Annotated in this window: 25 protein-coding genes; all 25 read right to left on the bottom strand. The window is 39.5% G+C overall.

Annotated elements, in window-relative coordinates; translation table 11 throughout:
- Nucleotides 1-4: 4 nt before the first annotated feature.
- Complete coding sequence (fliQ, locus tag NSQ61_RS04825; RefSeq protein ID WP_063386677.1) at nt 5-274, bottom strand: flagellar biosynthesis protein FliQ; 270 nt, start codon at nt 272-274, stop codon at nt 5-7.
- Nucleotides 275-291: 17 nt separating this feature from the next.
- Entirely contained in the window at nt 292-957 is a 666-nt protein-coding gene (gene fliP / locus NSQ61_RS04820) for a flagellar type III secretion system pore protein FliP (protein ID WP_063386676.1), read from the bottom strand.
- Nucleotides 954-1,595: a flagellar biosynthetic protein FliO gene (locus NSQ61_RS04815; RefSeq protein WP_066246493.1), complete on the bottom strand. Its 642-nt coding sequence runs from the start codon at nt 1,593-1,595 to the stop codon at nt 954-956. Before NSQ61_RS04815 ends, fliP begins: the two co-directional genes overlap by 4 nt.
- A 12-nt stretch (nt 1,596-1,607) precedes the next feature.
- On the bottom strand, nt 1,608-1,970 hold the full coding sequence (locus tag NSQ61_RS04810; RefSeq protein WP_063386674.1) for a response regulator: 363 nt from the start codon (nt 1,968-1,970) through the stop codon (nt 1,608-1,610).
- Between the two features lie 21 nt (nt 1,971-1,991).
- Nucleotides 1,992-3,071, bottom strand: a complete 1,080-nt coding sequence (gene fliY / locus NSQ61_RS04805) for a flagellar motor switch phosphatase FliY (protein ID WP_063386673.1) — start codon at nt 3,069-3,071, stop codon at nt 1,992-1,994.
- Nucleotides 3,064-4,062, bottom strand: a complete 999-nt coding sequence (gene fliM, locus NSQ61_RS04800; protein WP_063386672.1) for a flagellar motor switch protein FliM — start codon at nt 4,060-4,062, stop codon at nt 3,064-3,066. The genes fliY and fliM overlap by 8 nt, the downstream gene beginning before the upstream one ends.
- 33 nt (nt 4,063-4,095) lie before the next feature.
- Nucleotides 4,096-4,524 carry a flagellar basal body-associated protein FliL gene (fliL, locus tag NSQ61_RS04795; protein WP_063386671.1) on the bottom strand — a complete coding sequence of 143 codons (429 nt, stop codon included), beginning with the start codon at nt 4,522-4,524 and terminating at the stop codon, nt 4,096-4,098.
- Nucleotides 4,517-4,735, bottom strand: coding sequence for a flagellar FlbD family protein (locus NSQ61_RS04790; RefSeq protein WP_063386670.1), 219 nt, complete (start codon nt 4,733-4,735; stop codon nt 4,517-4,519). The genes fliL and NSQ61_RS04790 overlap by 8 nt, the downstream gene beginning before the upstream one ends.
- Before the next feature lie 25 nt (nt 4,736-4,760).
- Nucleotides 4,761-6,290 carry a flagellar hook protein FlgE gene (locus tag NSQ61_RS04785; protein WP_063386669.1) on the bottom strand — a complete coding sequence of 510 codons (1,530 nt, stop codon included), beginning with the start codon at nt 6,288-6,290 and terminating at the stop codon, nt 4,761-4,763.
- Between the two features lie 35 nt (nt 6,291-6,325).
- Nucleotides 6,326-6,769, bottom strand: coding sequence for a flagellar hook assembly protein FlgD (gene flgD / locus NSQ61_RS04780; protein ID WP_063386668.1), 444 nt, complete (start codon nt 6,767-6,769; stop codon nt 6,326-6,328).
- Between the two features lie 9 nt (nt 6,770-6,778).
- On the bottom strand, nt 6,779-8,050 hold the full coding sequence (locus NSQ61_RS04775) for a flagellar hook-length control protein FliK (protein ID WP_311066229.1): 1,272 nt from the start codon (nt 8,048-8,050) through the stop codon (nt 6,779-6,781).
- A 43-nt stretch (nt 8,051-8,093) separates the two neighbouring features.
- Nucleotides 8,094-8,717 (bottom strand): MotE family protein, encoded by a 624-nt coding sequence (locus tag NSQ61_RS04770; protein ID WP_327847722.1) that lies wholly within the window; start codon nt 8,715-8,717, stop codon nt 8,094-8,096.
- 9 nt (nt 8,718-8,726) lie between these two features.
- Nucleotides 8,727-9,170 carry a flagellar export protein FliJ gene (gene fliJ / locus NSQ61_RS04765; protein WP_063386665.1) on the bottom strand — a complete coding sequence of 148 codons (444 nt, stop codon included), beginning with the start codon at nt 9,168-9,170 and terminating at the stop codon, nt 8,727-8,729.
- Nucleotides 9,167-10,483, bottom strand: a complete 1,317-nt coding sequence (gene fliI / locus NSQ61_RS04760; protein WP_311066231.1) for a flagellar protein export ATPase FliI — start codon at nt 10,481-10,483, stop codon at nt 9,167-9,169. The genes fliJ and fliI overlap by 4 nt, the downstream gene beginning before the upstream one ends.
- A 5-nt stretch (nt 10,484-10,488) precedes the next feature.
- Complete coding sequence (gene fliH, locus NSQ61_RS04755) at nt 10,489-11,241, bottom strand: flagellar assembly protein FliH (RefSeq protein ID WP_161939796.1); 753 nt, start codon at nt 11,239-11,241, stop codon at nt 10,489-10,491.
- Nucleotides 11,234-12,235, bottom strand: a complete 1,002-nt coding sequence (gene fliG, locus NSQ61_RS04750) for a flagellar motor switch protein FliG (protein WP_063386662.1) — start codon at nt 12,233-12,235, stop codon at nt 11,234-11,236. The genes fliH and fliG overlap by 8 nt, the downstream gene beginning before the upstream one ends.
- A gap of 13 nt (nt 12,236-12,248) precedes the next feature.
- Complete coding sequence (fliF, locus tag NSQ61_RS04745) at nt 12,249-13,853, bottom strand: flagellar basal-body MS-ring/collar protein FliF (RefSeq protein WP_340806134.1); 1,605 nt, start codon at nt 13,851-13,853, stop codon at nt 12,249-12,251.
- 46 nt (nt 13,854-13,899) lie between these two features.
- On the bottom strand, nt 13,900-14,196 hold the full coding sequence (gene fliE, locus NSQ61_RS04740; protein ID WP_327856292.1) for a flagellar hook-basal body complex protein FliE: 297 nt from the start codon (nt 14,194-14,196) through the stop codon (nt 13,900-13,902).
- Nucleotides 14,197-14,212: 16 nt separating this feature from the next.
- Complete coding sequence (gene flgC / locus NSQ61_RS04735; protein WP_063386659.1) at nt 14,213-14,656, bottom strand: flagellar basal body rod protein FlgC; 444 nt, start codon at nt 14,654-14,656, stop codon at nt 14,213-14,215.
- On the bottom strand, nt 14,656-15,045 hold the full coding sequence (flgB, locus tag NSQ61_RS04730; protein WP_340806131.1) for a flagellar basal body rod protein FlgB: 390 nt from the start codon (nt 15,043-15,045) through the stop codon (nt 14,656-14,658). The genes flgC and flgB overlap by 1 nt, the downstream gene beginning before the upstream one ends.
- A 348-nt stretch (nt 15,046-15,393) precedes the next feature.
- Nucleotides 15,394-16,173, bottom strand: a complete 780-nt coding sequence (gene codY, locus NSQ61_RS04725) for a GTP-sensing pleiotropic transcriptional regulator CodY (protein ID WP_066246516.1) — start codon at nt 16,171-16,173, stop codon at nt 15,394-15,396.
- A 32-nt stretch (nt 16,174-16,205) separates the two neighbouring features.
- A complete protein-coding gene (hslU, locus tag NSQ61_RS04720; protein ID WP_340806128.1) occupies nt 16,206-17,609 on the bottom strand; it encodes an HslU--HslV peptidase ATPase subunit in 1,404 nt (467 codons plus the stop codon).
- Between the two features lie 15 nt (nt 17,610-17,624).
- The gene (hslV, locus tag NSQ61_RS04715) at nt 17,625-18,167 is read right to left on the bottom strand and encodes an ATP-dependent protease subunit HslV (RefSeq protein WP_082829323.1); all 543 of its coding nucleotides are present in this window, start codon (nt 18,165-18,167) and stop codon (nt 17,625-17,627) included.
- 14 nt (nt 18,168-18,181) lie between these two features.
- Nucleotides 18,182-19,093, bottom strand: a complete 912-nt coding sequence (gene xerC / locus NSQ61_RS04710; protein ID WP_094246052.1) for a tyrosine recombinase XerC — start codon at nt 19,091-19,093, stop codon at nt 18,182-18,184.
- Nucleotides 19,094-19,156: 63 nt separating this feature from the next.
- Nucleotides 19,157-20,464, bottom strand: coding sequence for an FADH(2)-oxidizing methylenetetrahydrofolate--tRNA-(uracil(54)-C(5))-methyltransferase TrmFO (gene trmFO / locus NSQ61_RS04705; protein WP_339196567.1), 1,308 nt, complete (start codon nt 20,462-20,464; stop codon nt 19,157-19,159).
- Between the last annotated feature and the right edge of the window lie 57 nt (nt 20,465-20,521).

Raw genomic sequence — 20,521 nt, 5'->3', positions numbered from 1 at the left:
CAACTCATCCAACAAATTGATTGAGATTGCTGAAAATATTATGTGTATACGACAAAATGACAGATAGCATCCATGGGCCAAAAATAATCAATCCGACCAAAACAGCCACAATTTTTGGTATGAACGCCAATGTCTGTTCCTGTATTTGTGTCGTTGCTTGAAAGATGCTGACAATTAAGCCGACAACAAGCGATATTAAAAGAAGTGGCCCACTGATCATTAAAGTTGTATAAACCGCTTTTTCTGCTATGGAAAGGATCATTTCGGTACTCATTGGCTCACCTACTTATTTTAAAAACTTTGCAGCAATGATTTGACAACTAAGTACCAGCCGTCCACGAGCACAAACAGCAATATTTTAAAAGGCAATGATATCATGACAGGAGGAAGCATCATCATTCCCATTGACATGAGGACACTTGATACAACCATGTCAATGATTAAAAAAGGAATAAAGATCATAAAACCTATTTGAAACGCTGTTTTTAATTCGCTGATGGCAAATGCAGGCACTAAAGCCACGAGCGGAATATCGTCAATCGTCTCAGGATTTTCAATATTGGCGTAATTTAAAAACAAAGCTAAATCTTTTTGTCTCGTATGTTTGCTCATAAATTCCTTTATCGGCTTTTCCGCCTGTTCATACGCTTCCTCAATGGTTATTTCATTGTTGAACAAAGGATTCAAAGCTTTTTCATGTATTTCTTGAAAAGTCGGTCCCATTATAAAAAAGGTTAAAAAAAGTGCAAGGCCGATGAGCACTTGGTTGGGCGGCATTTGCTGGGTAGCAAGCGAAGTTCGCACAAACGATAACACGATGACGATGCGCGTAAAGCAAGTCATTAAAATCAATATCCCTGGTGCAATTGACAAAACGGTGAGCAGAAGCAAAAGCTTCACAGTCGTCGCAACATTTTCCGGATCATTTTGATTAAAATAGCTAAAAAACTCACTCATTTTTTTGATCCTTTCTGCCGAAGACGCTGCATCTGTTCACGTCTTTCTTTTAATAGTGATTCCAGTTCTTTTTTGAAGGAGGTCTTCTCGCTACCCTTTTGTTTATGATTATTTAGAATGAAGCGCATCATATTTTGTTCAAAAGCATTGTTGCCGGGCTCTTTCTGCATGTCGATAATTTTCTTATATTCCTCTTCATCATTAATTTCTTGTAATAGTTCAATCGTATCCCCGACGCCAACGATTAGAATGCGATTCCCCACCTTCACCAGCTGGATGGACTTGTTTTGTCCTAAGGAAATGCCGCCGAGATTTTGTAAGTATTTAGTTTCTTGCGGAAGCTTCATTTTTTTGTTTAAAAATTTTAATAAAAAGATTAAGAGACCTAAAACAAGAATAAGTGTAAAAATCATTTTCAAAACATCGAATACTGATAAGGAGGTGCTGTTGCCACCATCTTCAACCAATTCGTTCGTCGCTTTCTCTTCTTTTTTTTCATCCTGTTGATCGGATGTCTGCTGTTTTAAATATTCCTCAACGGTGGGATTTTTCACGGCTGCATGCACGAAATCGGCGTTTATTGGAACATAAAAAAACAACAGCCATAAACAGCACAAATATGTAATACGTCGTTTCAATGCAAATGCTCCTTATCCCAATGTCTTTTGAATAGCTTCCAGTACACGATCGGCCTGAAAAGGTTTCACAATAAAATCTTTGGCACCAGCTTGAATAGCATCGATTACCATTGCCTGCTGTCCCATCGCTGAACACATGACAACTTTTGCATTTGGATTAATTTTGCGGATTTCCTTTAAAGCAGTGATGCCATCCATTTCAGGCATTGTAATATCCATCGTGACTAAATCAGGCTGCAATTCTTTAAATTTTTCGACTGCCTGCGCACCATCTGCAGCCTCTCCTACTACTTCATATCCATTTTTTGTCAATATATCTTTGATCATCATTCTCATAAATGCTGCATCATCAACGACTAAAATCCTTTTTGACATTTTGCTCCTCACTCCTATCAACTATTTTAGATTCATTATCCGATCTGCTTGACTCATGATATCCGTTACGCGAACACCGAAATTTTCGTCGATGACAACTACTTCACCTTTTGCTACCTTTTTGCTGTTTATGAATATGTCGACTGGCTCCCCGGCCAGCTTATCAAGCTCGATAATGGATCCTTTAGACAATTCCAAAATTTGTTTGATGGATCTTTTTGTTCTTCCAAGCTCAACCGTTACATTTAAAGGAATGTCGAGCAGCAGCTCCAAATTGTGCGTGTCTACAGATTGATTCGTTTGTTCATCAAATGTCGCAAATTCAACAGGTTTAACTTCAACAGGCTGAGCTTTTTCCTTCTCGCTTTTTTCTATATGCAGCTGTTGATTTTCTCGCGCTTCTTCAGGTTCTGTTTGCACGTTATTTGATGCCTCTTTACTCGCTTTATTCATTAATTCAACAACGAGCTGTTTAGCAAAATCAAGGGGTAAGAGCTGCATAATATTCGAATCAATTAAATTGCCGACAGTTAATCGGAAGGATACCTTCACAAGCAGTTCATCATCAGGAATAGCATCGGTTCCTTCCCCTTCTTTAACATTCAATAATTCGAGGCGAGGCGGTGAAATATCTATTTTTTTATTTAAAACGGTTGACATTGATGTGGAAGCAGATCCCATCATTTGATTCATCGCTTCCTGGACAGCACTTAATTGAATTTCCCCCAATTCGTCCGGGTTGGAACCATCCCCGCCAATCATTAAATCAGCAATGACAGCAGCATCGCTTTGTTTAATTACAAGCAGATTGCTGCCGGACAGCCCTTCTGTAAAAACTACTTCTATTGCTACGTATGGATGTGGAAACTCCTTTGCCAGTTCTTGCTTATTAATAATTGACACGCTCGGAGTAGTGATTTCTACTTTTTGATTAAGCAAGGATGATAAAGCGGTAGCAGAACTGCCAAAAGAAATATTTCCTATCTCCCCAATCGTATCTTTTTCAATATCATTCAATAGATTGTCAGTTTCAGTTGATTCTTGATTTCCCCCTTTTAATAGAGAATCGATTTCCTCTTGTGACAACATGTTATCAGTCATCAGCTTCGTCACCTCTCTCTATGTGGCCTAATATTTGAACGGCCAGCTTCTTGTTCTTTTTGCCAGGCTGTCCAAAAAATTTAGGGACGTCACCTACTTTAATCACCAACGGGTCGCTGGTCGATTGATCAAGACGGATCATATCCCCCACTCGCATTTCAAGAAACTCTTGAACTGTCACAACGGACGTCCCTAATTCCGCAACCACCGGAACTTCTGCAAGCTTTATCCGGTTTTTGATTACTTCCGTTTCCACAGAGTTTTGGGCTTTCCTTTCTGATTGCATCCAATAATGGACGGAAAGCTTTGGAATAATTGGTTCCAACACAACATGGGGAATACAAAGGTTTATCATTCCGCTCGCTTCTCCCACTTGTGTATTAAGGGAAATAACAACAACTGTGTCATTTGGAGATACCATTTGCAAAAATTGCGGATTTACCTCAAATTCCTGCATGCAAGGCTCAATGTCCAAAATGGTACTCCAAGCTTCACGGTAGTGCTCCAAAGTTTTTTCGAAAATGGATGCAATAATTTTCATTTCAATTTCTGTTAATTGTTCAATCTTATTCATGGAAGCCCCGAAACCGCCCATTAACCGATCCATCATTGCGTACGCAATATTTGGGTTCACTTCCATAATAATTCTTCCATCAAGTGTCCCAAGTTCAAAAACATTTAAAACCGTCATTTTCGGAATGGAACGGACAAACTCTTCATAGGGCAGCTGGTCTACAGACGTGACGGTTATTTGGACATATGTCCGCAATTGCGCAGCAAAATACGTCGTTAAAAGCCTTGCAAAATTTTCATGCACTCGAGTAATGCTGCGAATTTGATCTTTTGAAAAACGAAGAGCACGTTTAAAATCGTAAACTTTTATTTTCTTTGCTTCTTCTTCTTTCTTTAATTCATCAACATTCATTTCACCGGTCGTTAATGCAGATAATAGCGCATCAATTTCACTTTGCGATAAAATTTCATTTGACATAATGAGAACATCACCTCCTTATCCCTTTTTTGTCTATTGAAGGATAAAGGAAGTCGTGTACACTTGTTTCACTTCTCCTTCTTGTAAAAGCGCATCGACCTTCTTTTTAATCGTATCTTTAAAGCGGTCCATTCCAGCTTGCCCTTCCAAATCTTTTGCTTCCATATTTGCCAGTTCGGTTATAATAATATCTTTTATTTGAAATTCTCTCTTTTCTAATTCTTCTCTCGCTTTTTTGTCAGATGCTTCAATTTTGAAAGATAGTCTTACAATATTTTTACTCTTTAAGTTTGTCGTAATTTCAGGAACATCAAATGACGATTCCACCACCTCGTCGATGGAACGGTTTTTCGCTTCTACCGGATCCTTCGTAAAAAATTCCATGACGACAAACGTAGTCAGTGCAGCAATTCCAACGGTTGAAATAATGATTAATAATGCAGTTATAAATTTTTTACTCATTTTCTTGTCCCCCGAAATAGAAAGCTTTCCCAAAACCAAATTGTTTATAAAGCTCATTGATTTTTGTTACTACTTCCGTCTGTGAATCTTTTACTATATATTTTTTGCCGGATATTAACGTAATAGTCGTATCAGGAAACGATTCAATCCGTTCGATTAACAACACATTCAGATAAAAAGCTTCGCCATTCAGTTTTGTTAATTTGATCACGTTTCAAGCTCCCCCGTTCTTCCTATTAACGTTTTAAGCCAAGGAGCTCCTGCAAAATTTCGTCAGAAGTTGTGATGATTTTCGTATTTGATTGAAAACCTCTTTGTGCCACAATCATTTCCGTAAATTCTTCCGCCAAGTCCACATTGGACATTTCTAGTGAACTATTAATCAATGAGCCTGCTCCATCCTCTCCTGGAACGGAAAGTTCGTTAAGCTGCAGCCCATTGCCATTTTTGTCGATAGAACCAGAGTTAGGTGTTTCTCTAAAAAGATTGTTTCCGATTTTTTCTAATCCTTCTGGATTTGGAAAGTTCGCAAGCCGGATTTGTCCAGCGACTTTTAACTGACCGTTTCGATCAATAAACGTAACCTTTCCATCAGGCCCGATGCTAAAGCTTTTAGCCGAAAGCGGAATTTGGATGAGACCGGCTTCTCCGCTCAACGAATCCGTCCATTGCGCCTCTTTTAAACTTTCGGCAATATCTTCGTATTTAATGACTGCTTGCCCAACATTGTTAAGAGCAACTTTATAATTCTCAATTGTCCCGATCAACTTCGTCATTAAATCAAGCGTATTCGTGTCAGCACTTGAACCCAATGGGATAGCTGTTGACGGATTTTGCGGATAATCCCCCGCTGTAATCGGCAGAATCGGATTCGTGATTGTTGTAATGACGTCAGTATATGGCGGTGTAGTGTTAAAATTATTAATAGAATTATTTAATTGTCCGATTGCCGTTTCAAACTGGTCTCGAATATTCCCAAACCCTGACGTTGGGTTTGTAATGGCTGCATTAAACTCTGTCCATATATCAATTAAAGCATTACGTGCATTTTGCATAGAGGTGTATAAAGGTGATGGGTTTGGTTGTCCGGCTTTTTCCCATATTTCCACCGCATCATTATATGCTTCATAAGCTTCCATCAATGCATTCGCTCTTTTTGAAATGTCTCTCAACGATTCATACATATTTTTATAAGGTGTATTGAAAGACGTGATTTGCTGAAGCGCTGCATTTGCTTTTTGAATTCCTTGATCTGTCGGAGGAATTTTTTCACCTGTTTCGCCAATTAAGTAAAGCCCTTCGCCAGTTACTAAATATCCGTTTGCGTCCAAATAAAAGTTTCCAGCGCGGGTGTATGCTAAATCAATTGCTCTATCAATGGCGCCCAAAATTTTATTGTCTCCAAATTGCCCTGCGTAATCAATGTTGACTCTCGTTAAATCGGTAATCACTCCGACAGGAAAAAAACCGTCTCCGCTGATCGCTACATCAAGAAGTCTTCCCGTTGATTGAGTTGGTCCAGATGTATGAACAGTGTCGATTGTTCCGATTGCCGCACCCAATCCTACCTGTGCTGGATTTATACCTCCTCGTCCATTTACAGCGGCGCTTGCGCCTGAAATTTGCTGGTTGACTAATTCTTTAAAAGTGACACGTCCTTTTTTGAAGCCGTACGTGTTGACATTCGCGATATTGTTGCCAATGACATCCAATTTCAATTGAAAATTTTTCATTCCGCTAATACCAGAATACATGGAACGCAACATATGAACCTCTCCCTTTCTTTAAAATTTTAATATTATTATCCTTCCTGATCAGATGAATCGTTTTCTCCAGCTTCGGATACTTTCGTAATACTTGAGCTTTCCACTTCATCGCCGTTGGCAAGCGCAATGATGACTGTATCTCCATTCATCCGCACGCTTTTGACAATGCTCTGCTTTTGCTCACCTTCTTTTGAGTATTCTACCGATTTGCCGATGAGCTGCGAATATTTGATGAGTGCATCCGATTTTAAAAAGGCTTCAAGCGATTTATTCATGTTTGTTATTTGTTCCAATGTTGAGAAATTCGCCATTTGGGCAATAAACTCTTTATCTTCCATTGGATTTAGCGGATCCTGATATTGCAATTGGGTAATCAATAACTTCAAAAAATCATCTTTTCCAAGAGTTGACTTAGCTTCCCTTGCTTTGTTTTCTGTATAGGTCGATAACAAATAGCTGTCGATGGAAATTCCGCTCATAAGAACCTCCTATATAATGGCATTTACATACTCTTTTAATTTTTCCATAAAAGTTTGGTCGTTCTGCTGTTCATTTTGATGCTTTTCTTGATCTTCCCCGTTATGTTGCTGCGAATTGCCACGTCCTCTTTTTTCTTGAAAGAAATAATGCTCTTCGTCAAAAATATCAAAGCGGTCAATTTGCAATGTTACATTCGGCAGCGAATGCTTTAACTGCTGAATACTATGCTCTAACAATTCTTTCGCTGATTGAGTCGATGTCTTAATTTTGGCGCTCATTTGGTCGCCATCTTTTATTAATTGAATGGTAATGGTCCCTAAATGCTCCGGAGTGAGTCGTATCGTCAATTTTTGTGCGCCATTGGGAAGCTGGCCAAATCGACTTGTTTTTATTACGTCTTTTAACTTTTGAAAAAATTCCTCTTGGACGTCTATACTCAGTTCAGAATCAATTTGCGAAGCCGGATTTTCTGAGCCAAATTTGTTTATGTATGATGTAAGAGTCAACTCAAACGTATCCTTCGTTTGGCCCGTTAGGAAATTTCCAACACTTTTTTGTTCAGCACGGCTCTCTTGTTGAACAAACTCCATTAGAGGATGTGTTCTTGCCAATATTTCCTCACGCTGCACAAATGGTTTCTTATTCGTGTCCATTTGTTGTATAAAATGAAGCGGCTCTGATGTTTCTAGATCATTAGGCAATATGTCAGCTATGGTAGCACTGTGATTCTCATATTGTCCAATCCGAACAGCTGTTAAAATATTTTGAAGCATCGTGCTGCCTAGATCGCCATACTTTCTAGTAATGGTTTCAAAAACTTCGAGCATTCGAATAAACTCGCTCGGCTCATTTCGTTGTAAATAAGCTAAAATAGCAGTGATTTGCTGAAAAAGTACAGTTTTTTCCGGACTTTGCTCCGTATGATCAACATTCAGTTCCATATTGCTCGCAAATGTCAATTCCAACTTTTCAGAAGAAGGTTGGCTGACAGAAGATAAACTGCTGTCTTCTCTCTCCTGTTTGTCTTGAGCGTCTGTTTCCTGATCGTACAAAATGTCAAGAGAGAGCCAATTTTTGATCGCATTTTTCAACTCTTCTAAGATAGTTGTTTCGATTTCAAATTTTTGCGGTTCATTTCCTTTCACCTGATCGGCTGGCTTCATGTTCACAAGCTGATCAAAAAACGTTTGAAAAGTTGACTCTTCCTTTTTTTCTTCTCCGTTTGTTGATTGTATGTTTCGCGTGTTCAATTGGAAAAACTGCAATTTAATGGCATCCATTTGTTCACCTCCTGTAATATGATCAGAATGTCATGTAAGTTATTTATTGAGCAGCTGCCTCTTCAGTTGCTGATGGTACAGATTCGGCTGCTGGTTGTTCAGATTGAGCTGCTGATTGCTCGGATAACAACTTCGTATATTTGGCAGCGTCTTGGGGAGTCATTTTTTCTAAAATTCTAGCAAGCACGGCTTTTTTTAAAGATGATAGTATGCTGATTGCTTCATCATCAGAAAGCTCTGTAATGATGGCAGCTGCTTTTTTACTTGACATTTCTCCATATACTTTCGCAATATCAACGGCTTGTTGTTGATTTTTTTGCGGATTGGTTTGAGCTGCGTTTTCCAATGAGTTGATTTGCTGTGTCAGCTCTTGTATTTCTTCATCCTTGCTTTTCAGCTGTTCTTGCAGCTGATTGATTGTGTTTTCCTGCTCTTCAATCTTTTGCTTGAGCTCTTCTTGCTCTTTTTCCAGCTGCTCGTTCAGCCTTTCAAGATTTTCTTGCTTCTGACCTCCTTGCGCTAAGTCCGAAATAATCGGAATATTTTGGGCCGGCAGAATGCCGAGAAAAAACATGACGATTACGGCGACAAGCCCAAGACTAAAAAGTGATAAAAATATGGTCAAGAAAGTTTTTAAACCGCCTCGTTTCTTTTCTTTTTTCGCCATCATTTCCACCTAATTTCTATGAAACGAATATGTAATGATTGATATTTCATCCATCATTTTTCCTTCTTCTCGTTTCCTTAGCTCCATAAATTTCTTGTAATCTTTTTCTTTTATTTTTTCATATTGCTTTACTTCTATATGTTTTTGCATCAAAATCGACTGTTTTTCATTCATTGCATTACGAGAATAAATGACAAGCTGCTGGTAATGCTCAATTGTTTTTTCCAAATTTTGAACAAACTGTTGATACTGCTTAATTTCTTGAACGGACATCCCTTTGTTCAATTTTTCTTCTTGAAGCTTTACGAACTCCTCTTTTTGCTTTAAAAATGTATACAGCTTTGTTGCAACTTTTTTAAAATTTTCAACGGAATCTTCATATTCTTTTGATGATTTTCGTTTCTCATTTTCCTTTACATCCAATATTTTTTGGTAGCGGAAATGGTATGTCATGTCTTGTCACCTTCTTCAAGTAGCGAAATTAATTGCTGTACGCTTTCCTCAAATGTTATTTTTTCATTCATATGCTGCTGAAGAAATCCGTTTATTTTCGGATAATAATCCATTGCTTGATCCATTTCTTTTGAAGAGCCTCTTTTATATGCGCCGATCTTAATTAAATCTTCTGACTCGGTATATGTAGAGTACAATGCTTTCAGTTTGTTCGCAGCTTCCAGATGCGCCGGTTCGACAATATGGTTCATAAGGCGGCTGACGCTTTTTAAAATATTAATTGCAGGAAAATGTCCTCTATTCGCCAACTCACGATCGAGCACAATGTGCCCGTCCAAAATTCCTCTCACAGTATCCGCTATCGGTTCGTTCATATCATCGCCATCAACTAAGACAGTATAAATGGCTGTGATCGAACCCTTTTCATTATTTCCTGTTCTTTCTAAAAGTCGAGGAAGCATGGCGAACACTGAAGGGGTGTATCCTTTTGTCGTCGGCGGTTCCCCAACAGCCAGTCCAATTTCCCTTTGCGCAATCGCTACTCTCGTGACTGAATCCATCATAAACATGACATTATATCCTTTATCTCGAAAATATTCTGCAATCGCCGTTGCAGAATAGGCAGCTTTAATTCTCATTAAAGCCGGCTGATCGGAGGTTGCCGCCACAATAATCGTCCGCTTTAGCCCTTCTTCGCCTAAATCTCTCTCAATAAATTCTCGAACTTCTCTTCCCCTTTCACCTATTAAGGCAATCACATTTATATCTGCTCCTGAGCTTCTTGCGATCATTCCGAGCAAAGTACTTTTTCCAACGCCGCTTCCTGCAAAAATACCTACCCGCTGACCTTTCCCAATCGTTAAAAAACCGTCAATTGCTTTCACACCCACTTCAATTTTTTGGATGATCGGCGGCCGGGTTAACGGGTTCGGCGGCTCATTTTCAGACAGAATAGTCGTTAAACCTTTTGGAAGATTGGATCCGTCCATTGGATGACCAAATGCATCTAATACTTTTCCGATCAGGCTGATTCCCGACTTTATTTTCAGGGGCGAGCCTGTTGCTTCCACGACACAGCCAGGTGCAATTTGGTTGACCTTTGTAAACGGCATTAATAGAATATTTTCTTCTTTGAATCCGACAACTTCTGCCAGCGTTTTTTCATTTTTCCCTACATGTACATAGCAAACATCACCGATGGAGCATTCAGGTCCGCGTGATTCAATCATGAGTCCGACTACTTTTTTCACTTTTCCATATCTCTTATAAGAGTCCAGCCGATCTATATGGTCGATCAATTGAGCTAGTTTCAATCGCTTCAATCCTCCCTGACAAGATTTAACAGCTTGCTTTTTAATTGCTCCAGCTGTGTATCAATGCTCGCATCAATTTTTCCAAATGGCGATTCTACACAAATTCCGTTTTCGGGCAAATTTACATCCGGAAAAATATAGAGCTCCGTTTTGGTTGTAAATAGTTCCATTAATTCTTCTTTTTGTTCAAGCATAAATTCATATTTGTCAGGGTGAACGTATATTTTGACTTCTGGATATTCCTTTACTTCACAAATCACTTCGCGAACCAATCCAGTAAACAGTTCAGGCTCTCGCTTTAGGTTGGCTGCAATAATTTTTTCCGCTACTTTTACAGCAATTTCAATAATGGTTTCCTCGGAAGCTTCTATTTTTTTCTCATAATCTTTTTTGGAAAGCTGGACTACCTGTCTGGCAGATTCAATCACATTTTCATACTCTTGAAGTCCATCTTTTTTCCCTTTTTCAAAACCGGCTTGATACCCTTCTTTTCTTGCTTCTTCTATTAGGCGCGCTTTTTCTTCCTGCCAAGCTTCCCTTTCTTTTTCGATCTCCTTAAGCAATCGCGTTTTTTCTTCTTCAGCTTTTTCTAAAATTTTCTCTGCTTCCAAATGGGCTGCCTCAAGGAACTGTGAGCGCTGTGTGTTCTCTTCTTGATCGGAAGCGGCGAACTCTTCCTGAATTTGGATCGTTCTGATCGTCAATTTGTGCGGCTTGTGCAATGACCAAGCATGGCCGGATTTTATGACTCTAGACAATGATTTCATCTCCTTGTCCTCGAGCGATCACAATTTCGCCAGCATCCTCTAATCTTCTTATCACTTCAACAATTCTTGATTGCGCTTCTTCTACATCACGAAGCCGAACAGGACCCATGTAATTCATTTCCTCCTTGAATGTTTCCGCCATTCTAGTTGACATATTTTTAAAGACAATTTCTTTCACTTCATCCGACGCAACCTTTAACGCCAGCATGAGATCATTATTATCCACTTCGCGAATGACGCGCTGAATGGCGCGGTTATCCAAGGTAACAATATCTTCAAATACAAACATCCGCTTTTTGATTTCTTCGGCCAGCTCGGGGTCCTGTACTTCTAGTGCTTCCAGTATCGTTCGTTCTGTCGAGCGGTCGACACCGTTTAACACTTCCACTACTGTTTCGATTCCACCCGTTTCTGTGAAATCTTCCGTTACAGTAGAAGAAAGCTTCTTCTCTAAAACTTGTTCAACTTCATTAATTACTTCAGGGGATGTGCGGTCCATAATGGCGATTCTTCTTGCAATATCCGCTTGAACTTCCTGAGGCAAGCTCGATAAAATTTGTCCCGACTGCTTGGCATCCAGATAGGACAAAACTAAAGCGATCGTTTGCGGATGCTCGTTTTGTATAAAGTTTAAAATTTGAGCCGGATCTGCTTTTCTAACAAAATCAAACGGCCGTACTTGAAGAGAAGATGTCAGCCTTCTGATTATTTCACTTGCCTTTTCCCCTCCTAATGCTTTCTCAAGCACCTCTTTCGCATATTGGATCCCCCCTTGGGCAATATAATCTTGCGCAAGGGCGATTTGATGAAACTCTTCAATCACTTCTTCTTTTTTTTGCGAATCCACTTTCCGTACACTCGATATTTCTAATGTAAGCTTTTCAATTTCTTCTTCCGTGAGGTGTTTATAAACGGAAGCAGAAGCTTCCGGACCTAAGGAGATCAATAAAATAGCAGCCTTTTGCCTACCGTTTAACTTTTTCATATGTCATTTCCCCCTAGTCTTCATAGAGCCAAGTGCGCAACAGTTTAGCGAATTCGTCAGGCTTCTCTTTGGCAAGCTCCTCAAGCTTTCTACGCTGCTCATTTGCTTTCGTTTGCTCGACAGATTCTTCTTCTTGCACAGGCTGCGGCACCACTTCTTCTATTTCGTCAAATTCATCATCTTCATACTCATCTTTTTCGTCTCTCCGTCTTTTCCACCACCATAGGAATAACAAGCCAAGAAGCAGAATGCCTGCTCCAATTAACACATAGCCCCAAATTGGGAATGATGATGGCTCCTTTAAATCATCCGCATTTATTTTGCCTGAAAACGGCTGAACAGAAACTACGATTTTATCCTCAATGTCTTGATCCGTTAACGGCTCGGCCTCCGGATCTTCATTGATGCTTGTCCGAACAATTGTTGATAAAATTTGTTCAATATCATCTACACTCTGCTGCGGCAACGAATTTGGATTTTCCGGATTCGGGGGCTCAACCATAACTTGAATGCCCAGATCTCTAATTTTATATGGACTTTCAACAATTTCCCGTTTGATCCGGTTTACCTCATAATTAATTCGGTCTTCAATTTTTTCATATTCTCCTTCTCCGTTTGCACCGGCAGCCTGTTGATATGTATTCGGGACATCTGTTTGACCTGTTCCAGCAACGCCGGCAGCTTGCGCCCCAGTACCTGTGTATGTTTCCGTAATCCGTTCTGCACTGATGGCAATTCCTTCATTGTTCTCCTCATCAACTGGCTCGACTAAGTTTTCTTCCCGCTTTTCCTGGGTAAAATCAATATCAGCTGATACGTTGACAACCACTTTGTCTTGGCCCATCATCGTACCCAGCATTCTTTGCACTTGCCGTTGAATATTTTTTTCAATTTCCGATTTGATTTCAAGCTGGGAAGCAAAATTAGTGCCAGGTGTATCCTCTTGTTTCAAATCATAATAATCAAAATTTTGGTCCATTATAACAATGTTTTCAACAGGTAAATTCGGCACGCTCTTGGAAACAAGGTGATAGAGTGCATTCACTTGCGATTGGTCAAGCTTGTAACCCGGCTCCAAATTTAAAACAATGGAAGCTGATGCTTCTCCTGCGTCCTCGCCGACGAATACCGTTTCTTTAGGTAAATTGACCATCACTTTAGCGTTTTTTACGCCTTCGATTTCTTTAATTAAATTGGCCAGTTCCGTTTGTGTAGCTTTTAATTTTAATACATCAAATTCATTATCTGTCATGCCAAAACCGATATTTTGTCCAAAATACGAATAATCGATATTTCCGCTTTCAGGAATACCTTCAGCAGCAAGCTCCACTTTCAGTGCATTTGCTTCGCTTTCCGGCACTTTAATAGTTGTTCCGTTATCGGCTATTTCCGATTGAATCCCTTTGTTATCGAGGGTTTCTTTGATTCGGCCAGCTTCTTCCAATGATAAATTCGTATATAGCGGTATCATTTTCGGTTTTGACAAAACTATTGACGAAACGATAATGGCAATGATGATGAGCGATGCGCCTCCGATGATGAGGGCTTTTTGCCATTTTGTCCTTTGCCTCCAAAATGACAAAATTGTATCCTTTATTTGCAGTAGTTTTTGATTCATTCTTTCTGATCCCCCGATAATGACATTCCATTTCTAAATAGACTAATTATATTTGCATTCTCATCACTTCTTGATAAGCTTCAATGACTTTATTCCTGAATTCAACAGTTGCTTCAAGTAAAATGCTCGCTTTTTGTGCTGCGATCATGACATCATGAAGCTCTACATTTTGTCCTGCTGCAAGAGCATTTGTCAGCCGATCGGAATTTAATTGAGCTTCATTGACAGCTTCCAGCGATTTTTTCAACATATCTGAAAAGGATGATTTCCCAGAATTTTCCTCACTTTGTGCTCGGTTTTCGAGCTGGATCGATTGAGTCGGAAAAGAAATTTGCTCAATCATTTACATCACTCCTATTCTATTTCCCTATTTCCAATGCTTTCAGCAGCATGTTTTTCGATGCATTAAAGCTTGTAACATTTGCTTCATATGAGCGCGTGCTGCTGATCAAGTCGACCATTTCTTTTAAAGGATCTACATTTGGCAAAGAAACATAGCCATTTTCGTCTGCATCAGGATGGTCGGGATCATAAACGATTTTAAAAGGCGTCTCGTCCTCAACAATGGCTTGAACTCTCACGCCGTTTCCAACGCCTTTCAGCTCTTGATTCAGAAAAGCTGAGAAAGGTTTTGTATCCTCTGCTGTTACAACCATTTTCCGGCGGTAAGGCTGCCATTGCCCGTCCACATATTCAGCTCTAGTCGTCTCCATGTTTGCCATATTCGATGAAATGACATCCATTCTCAGCCGCTGAGCTGTTAAAGCTGATGCGGAAATGTTCAAAGACTGAAAAATCCCCATTATGTACGACCACCTTTTATTACTGTTTTTAATGAATTAAATTTGCCATTCAATCTGTCAATCAATGCATTGTAGAAAATTTGATTTTCCGCAAGCTTTGCCATTTCTTGATCAATGTCGACATTATTGCCATTATGCTGATAAGCACTGTTTGTCCTCGTTTCCACAATCGATGTGCTTTCGCTGCCCACAAAAGGAAGATGACGCGGATTGGTCCGATATGCATCCAGTTTTATTTGTTGATCCAAAACGTTTTTAAAATTAACTGTTTTCGCTTTATACCCTGGAGTGTCCACATTTGCAATATTATTGGCTATAACTTTTCCGTTTAAGGAAGAAATTCGAATTACCTGCTCCAAATTGGCTATTGAATTAGAAAATATTTTCATTGCTCCCTCCAAAAGTATGATGATCTTGTATTGCAAAAGAAATAAGAAGTAAAAATGTCGAATTTTGCTAATTTATAAATATTATTTTAAAAAAGAAACAGCTTAAAGTCTATGTATAATTTGTAAAAAATCGTCGTACATTGCGATTATTTTTTTTCTAGTTCTAAATGACTATCACTTTTTTAACATTGGAATTTGATTTTGCAGCTTTTTCAGAGGGATAAGTAGGAGGTTAGAACTTATTGAAATTGGACAAATCAGCCGATTTTCAAGAAGAAATTTGTAGAAAACATTTATAAAAAGCTGCTTCAAAAGGTTTGATAAACAAACCTTTAGAGCAGCTTTCTTTTAATGGTTTTTTAATTTTTCTAGTTCAACTAAAAATTTGTTGTTTAACACTTTAATATATGTGCCTTTCATACCAAGAGAACGAGATTCAATGACACCAGCGCTTTCTAACTTGCGAAGCGCATTGACGATCACAGATCTGGTAATGCCGACGCGGTCAGCAATTTTGCTTGCAACTAGCAATCCCTCTGTGCCGCTTAATTCTTCAAAAATGTGTTCGATCGCTTCGAGTTCGCTGTATGATAAAGAGCTGATTGCCATTTGGACAACCGCTTTGCTTCTCGCTTCCTCTTCAATTTCCTCGGCTTTTTCTCTTAAAATCTCCATTCCAACAACAGTTGCCCCGTATTCAGCCAATATTAGGTCATCATCATTAAATTGGGTTCCCAGTCTAGATAATATAAGGGTTCCTAAGCGGTCTCCGCCTCCGATGATCGGTACAATGGTCGTATATCCGTTTTTAAAGAGCTCGCGGTTCTCAACAGGAAATGCAGTATATTCGCTATATACATCTAAATTTGGTGACGTTTCGGTAATATTAAATAAACTTTTCGTATACTCTTCAGGAAATTTTCTTTCCTCCAGCATTTTTTTCATGCGGTCATTATCTATTTGCTTGTTCAAGCCGAAGCCTAATACTTTTCCTCGGCGGCTGAGCACAAAAATATTTGCCTCAATGACTTCACTTAATGTTTCCGCCATTTCTTTAAAATTAACAGGTTTTCCTGCCGCCTTTTGCAGCATCGCATTAATTTTTCTTGTTTTTTCTAATAACTCCATGATCTCAAATCCTCCTAAAAAATTTCATCTTTTTATAAAATAAATTGACTTAAATCTTTGTTTTGAACAATTTTATTTAATTTTTCTTCCACATAGTTCGGTGTAATCACAACCTTTTCTAAATTTATATCCGGCGCTTCAAACAACAAGTCTTCCAGCAGTTTTTCTAAAATGGTATGAAGCCTTCTTGCCCCAATATTATCTGTATCTTGGTTCACTTGGTAAGCAATTTCAGCAATTTTACGAATAGCTTCGTCAGAAAATTCTAATTTTATACCTTCCGTCTCCAATAATGCTTCATATTGTTTTAATAAAGCATTATCCGGTTCAATTAAAATTCGGACAAAATCATCTGCCGTTAGCTTTTTCAATTCCACGCGAATCGGAAAACGCCCTTGCAATTCAGGGATTAAATCCGATGGCTTCGCCATGTGAAAAGCACCAGCTGCAATAAAGAGTATATGGTCGGTTTTTACGGTGCCATATTTTGTTACAACTGCAGATCCTTCCACGATTGGAAGTATATCTCTTTGCACACCTTCGCGGGAAACATCAGCACCAGAACTGTTGTGGCCGTTTTTGGCGATTTTGTCGATTTCATCGATAAAAATGATGCCTGATTGTTCCGCGCGTTCAATGGCAAGCTGTGTCACTTCGTCCATATCAATCAGTTTTGCTGCTTCTTCATTCGTCAAAACCTTTCGGGCGTTTTTCACAGTAAGCTTTCTTTTTTTCTTCCTTTTTGGAAGAAGACTGTTCAAAGCATCCTGCATATTAAAGCCCATCTGCTCCATCCCTGTCCCTTGCAGGAGATCGAACATAGAGGGCTGCTGTTCCTCAATTTCAACCGTAACAAAATGATCTTCTAGTTCGCCTGCTGCTAATTTGCGGGCGATTTCTCTCCGCTTCTCCTTTAGATCCTGTTCATTTTCTCCCTGAGTTTCGAACGAATTTGTTTGTTGATTTCCTCCGAAAAGCATTTCTAAAGGATTTTTGTAAGCAGCCTGTTTTTTCTTACTCGGGACGAGGAGCTCGACCAGCCTGCGATTGGCGTTTTCTTCCGCTTGAGCTCTTACTTCCTGCATTTTTTCTTCCTTCACAAGCCGGACGGAAGTTTCCACTAAATCGCGAACCATCGATTCCACATCTCGCCCGACATACCCTACTTCTGTAAATTTTGTTGCCTCCACCTTTACAAAGGGCGCGCCGACGAGCTTTGCAATTCTCCTAGCAATTTCAGTTTTTCCAACCCCAGTCGGACCAATCATTAAAATGTTTTTCGGAACTACTTCATCGCGAATTTTTTCATCCAATAAGCTTCTTCGGTATCGATTTCTTAACGCAACAGCAACCGCTTTTTTCGCTTCTTCCTGACCGACTATGTATTGGTCTAATCGTTCAACAATTTGTTTCGGAGATAATTGCATTTTTTTCATTCGCCTCCCTCCTTTCTAAAGTTCCTCAACGATAATGTTATTGTTCGTAAAAACGCAAATATTTGCTGCTATTTCTAGAGCGGATTTAGCGATTTCTTTGGCAGACATTTGTTCACCGGCATATTGTTTCAATGCACGGCCTGCAGCAAGGGCATAATTTCCCCCTGAGCCGATAGCTAAAATGCCATCATCCGGTTCGATTACTTCACCCGTCCCAGAAAGGAGCAGAAGCTTTTGGGCATCCATCACAATTAACATTGCTTCTAATTGTCTTAATACTTTGTCGCTTCGCCACTCTTTTGCCATTTCCACAGCCGCTCTTGCCAAATTGCCGTTATACTCTTCCAGGCTGCCTTCAAACTTTTCAAACAGCGTAAACGCATCAGCAACAGATCCCGCAAATCCAGCAAGCACTTTTCCATTATAAATTTTTCGGACCTTTCGTGCTGTATGCTTCATCACAACTTGATTGCCAAGTGTTACTTGTCCATCACCTGCCATCGCGCATTGTCCTTTATGGCGAATGGCAAAAATCGTTGTCGCATGAAATGTTGACAATTGCAAGCCTCCCTTTAAGAATCTTTTGCTCGTGGATGGTAGGCCATATAAACATTTTTCAAATGGTCTTTTGACACATGGGTATAAATTTGCGTTGATGATAAATGAACATGGCCCAAAAGTTCTTGAACACTTCTTAAGTCAGCTCCAGCATTTAAGAGGTGAGTCGCAAAAGTATGCCTAAACATATGCGGATGAAGATGCAGATTTTTTGCTGAAGCATCTATCAGCTGTTTTAATATATACCGAACTCCCCTTGCTGTTAAAGGCTTTCCCCGATGGTTTACAAACAAAAAGCGATGATCCTGTCCGGACTGATTTTTCATCAGCTTGCTTCTGCCATCATGGATATATCGTTCCGCTGCCTGACGTGCATAGCTTCCGAAAGGCACATAGCGCTGTTTGTTTCCTTTTCCATTTACTAAAATGGTCTCAATGGAAAAATCCAGGTCTTCAAGGCGAATTTGGCATAATTCGCTTACACGGATTCCCGTTCCATATAAAAATTCCAAAATCAATTGATTCCGCTGCCCGAGCGGATCATTCAGGTCGGAAATGGAAAACAGCATTTCCAGCTCCTCATCAAATAAAAATCTAGGGATCGCTTTTTTTTGCTTCGGAAGTGACACTAAAGAAAAAGGATTATCCGTTACATATTTTTCCCGCAAAAGAAAATGATAAAAAGTTCTAATGCTTGAAATTTTACGGGAAATGGATGTTTTGGAATACTTTTTGCTTAAATCCGTCAAAAAAATACGTATATCTGAATATTGAACGTCATCCAGCCTTTCTAACCCTTCTTTTTCCATAAAAGAAAAAAAATCATTCAAGTCATGCAGATAATTCACAATTGTATATTGTGAATAATTTTTTTCAATTTGTAAATATTCAATGAATAAATTTAAAAAATTCTTAACATTTTCCACTATTAGCACCTCACAAAGGGCTACTAAATCGTATCACATTTGCAGTAGCCCTTTCAATCCATTTTATAATTTTTTCGAAATTTTTTGAATAGTTTGAAGTGCTCTTTTTGCCAATTGTTCATTTCTTTCTTTTTTCACTTTAATGTGGGTGTCAAGCGGTTTAAAAAGACCAAAATTCGCATTCATCGGCTGAAAATTATTCGGATCTGCCGTTGTAATATACTTTGCCATGCTTCCCATTGCTGTTTCATCAGGAAATTCAATCAATTCCTTTCCCAAAACGAGGCATGCCGCATTAATGCCTGCTATTAATCCGGAAGCAGCTGACTCAACATAGCCTTCTACGCCAGTCATTTGTCCGGCGAAAAACAAATCCTCGCGCCCTTTATATTGATAAGTTGGTCTAAGCAGTTTCGGGGAATTGATAAACGTATTTCGATGCATCACTCCATATCTGACAATTTCCGCCTTTTCAAGCCCCGGAATCATCTGAATGATTTCCTTTTGCGGACCCCATTTTAGATGAGTTTGGAAGCCGACGATATTATACAAAGTCCCTGCCGCATTATCCTGCCGCAGCTGGATGACGGCAAAAGGACGCTTTCCTGTTTCGGGATGCTCCAAGCCGACAGGCTTCATCGGTCCGAAAAGAAGCGTTTTCTTTCCTCTCTTTGCCATGACTTCAATCGGCATGCATCCTTCAAAAAAGATTTCTTTCTCAAATTCTTTTAGAGGAACAGTTTCCGCGCTGATTAATGCCTCATAAAAGCGGTCGAACTCTTCCTCTGTCATCGGACAGTTTAAATATGCAGCCTCCCCTTTGTCGTATCTTGATTTCAAATATACTTTTTCCATATCAATGCTGTCTTTTTCAATTATCGGTGCGGCTGCGTCGTAAAAATATAAATATTCCTCGCCAGTAAGCTTTTTTAATGCTTCCGATAATGCTTCTGAAGTTAAAGGTCCTGTCGCTATTACCGTCGGCCCTTCTGGAATGTCCGTCACTTCTTCGTGAAAGACGGTAATATTGGGATGTTCTTTCACCCGTTTAGTGACGATATCCGCAAATTCGTGGCGATCAACGGCAAGTGCACCCCCAGCCGGAACGGAACATTGATCAGCAGCCGAAATAATTACGGAGTCACACATTCTCATTTCTTCTTTCAATACTCCGACTGCATTTGTCAAAGAATTGGCTCTCAACGAATTAGAGCAGACCAGTTCAGCAAATTTATCCGTATGATGGGCCGGAGTTTGCTTTTTTGGACGCATTTCGTACAAGCGAACTTGAATGCCTCTTTTGGCAATTTGCCATGCCGCTTCGCTTCCAGCTAGCCCAGCACCGATAACGTTGACAACTTGATTGTTCATTTTAGCACTCCTCCGTCTTTTTAAAAGCTCTCTTCTTGTTGTGTTTTCGAAAAAAAC

The sequence above is a fragment of the Aeribacillus sp. FSL K6-1121 genome (assembly GCF_038003725.1).
GTDB classification, from domain to species: Bacteria; Bacillota; Bacilli; order Bacillales; family Aeribacillaceae; genus Aeribacillus; species Aeribacillus composti.
The sequence above is the reverse complement of the archived record's forward strand: the minus strand, read 5'-3'. Positions and strand labels throughout refer to the sequence as shown.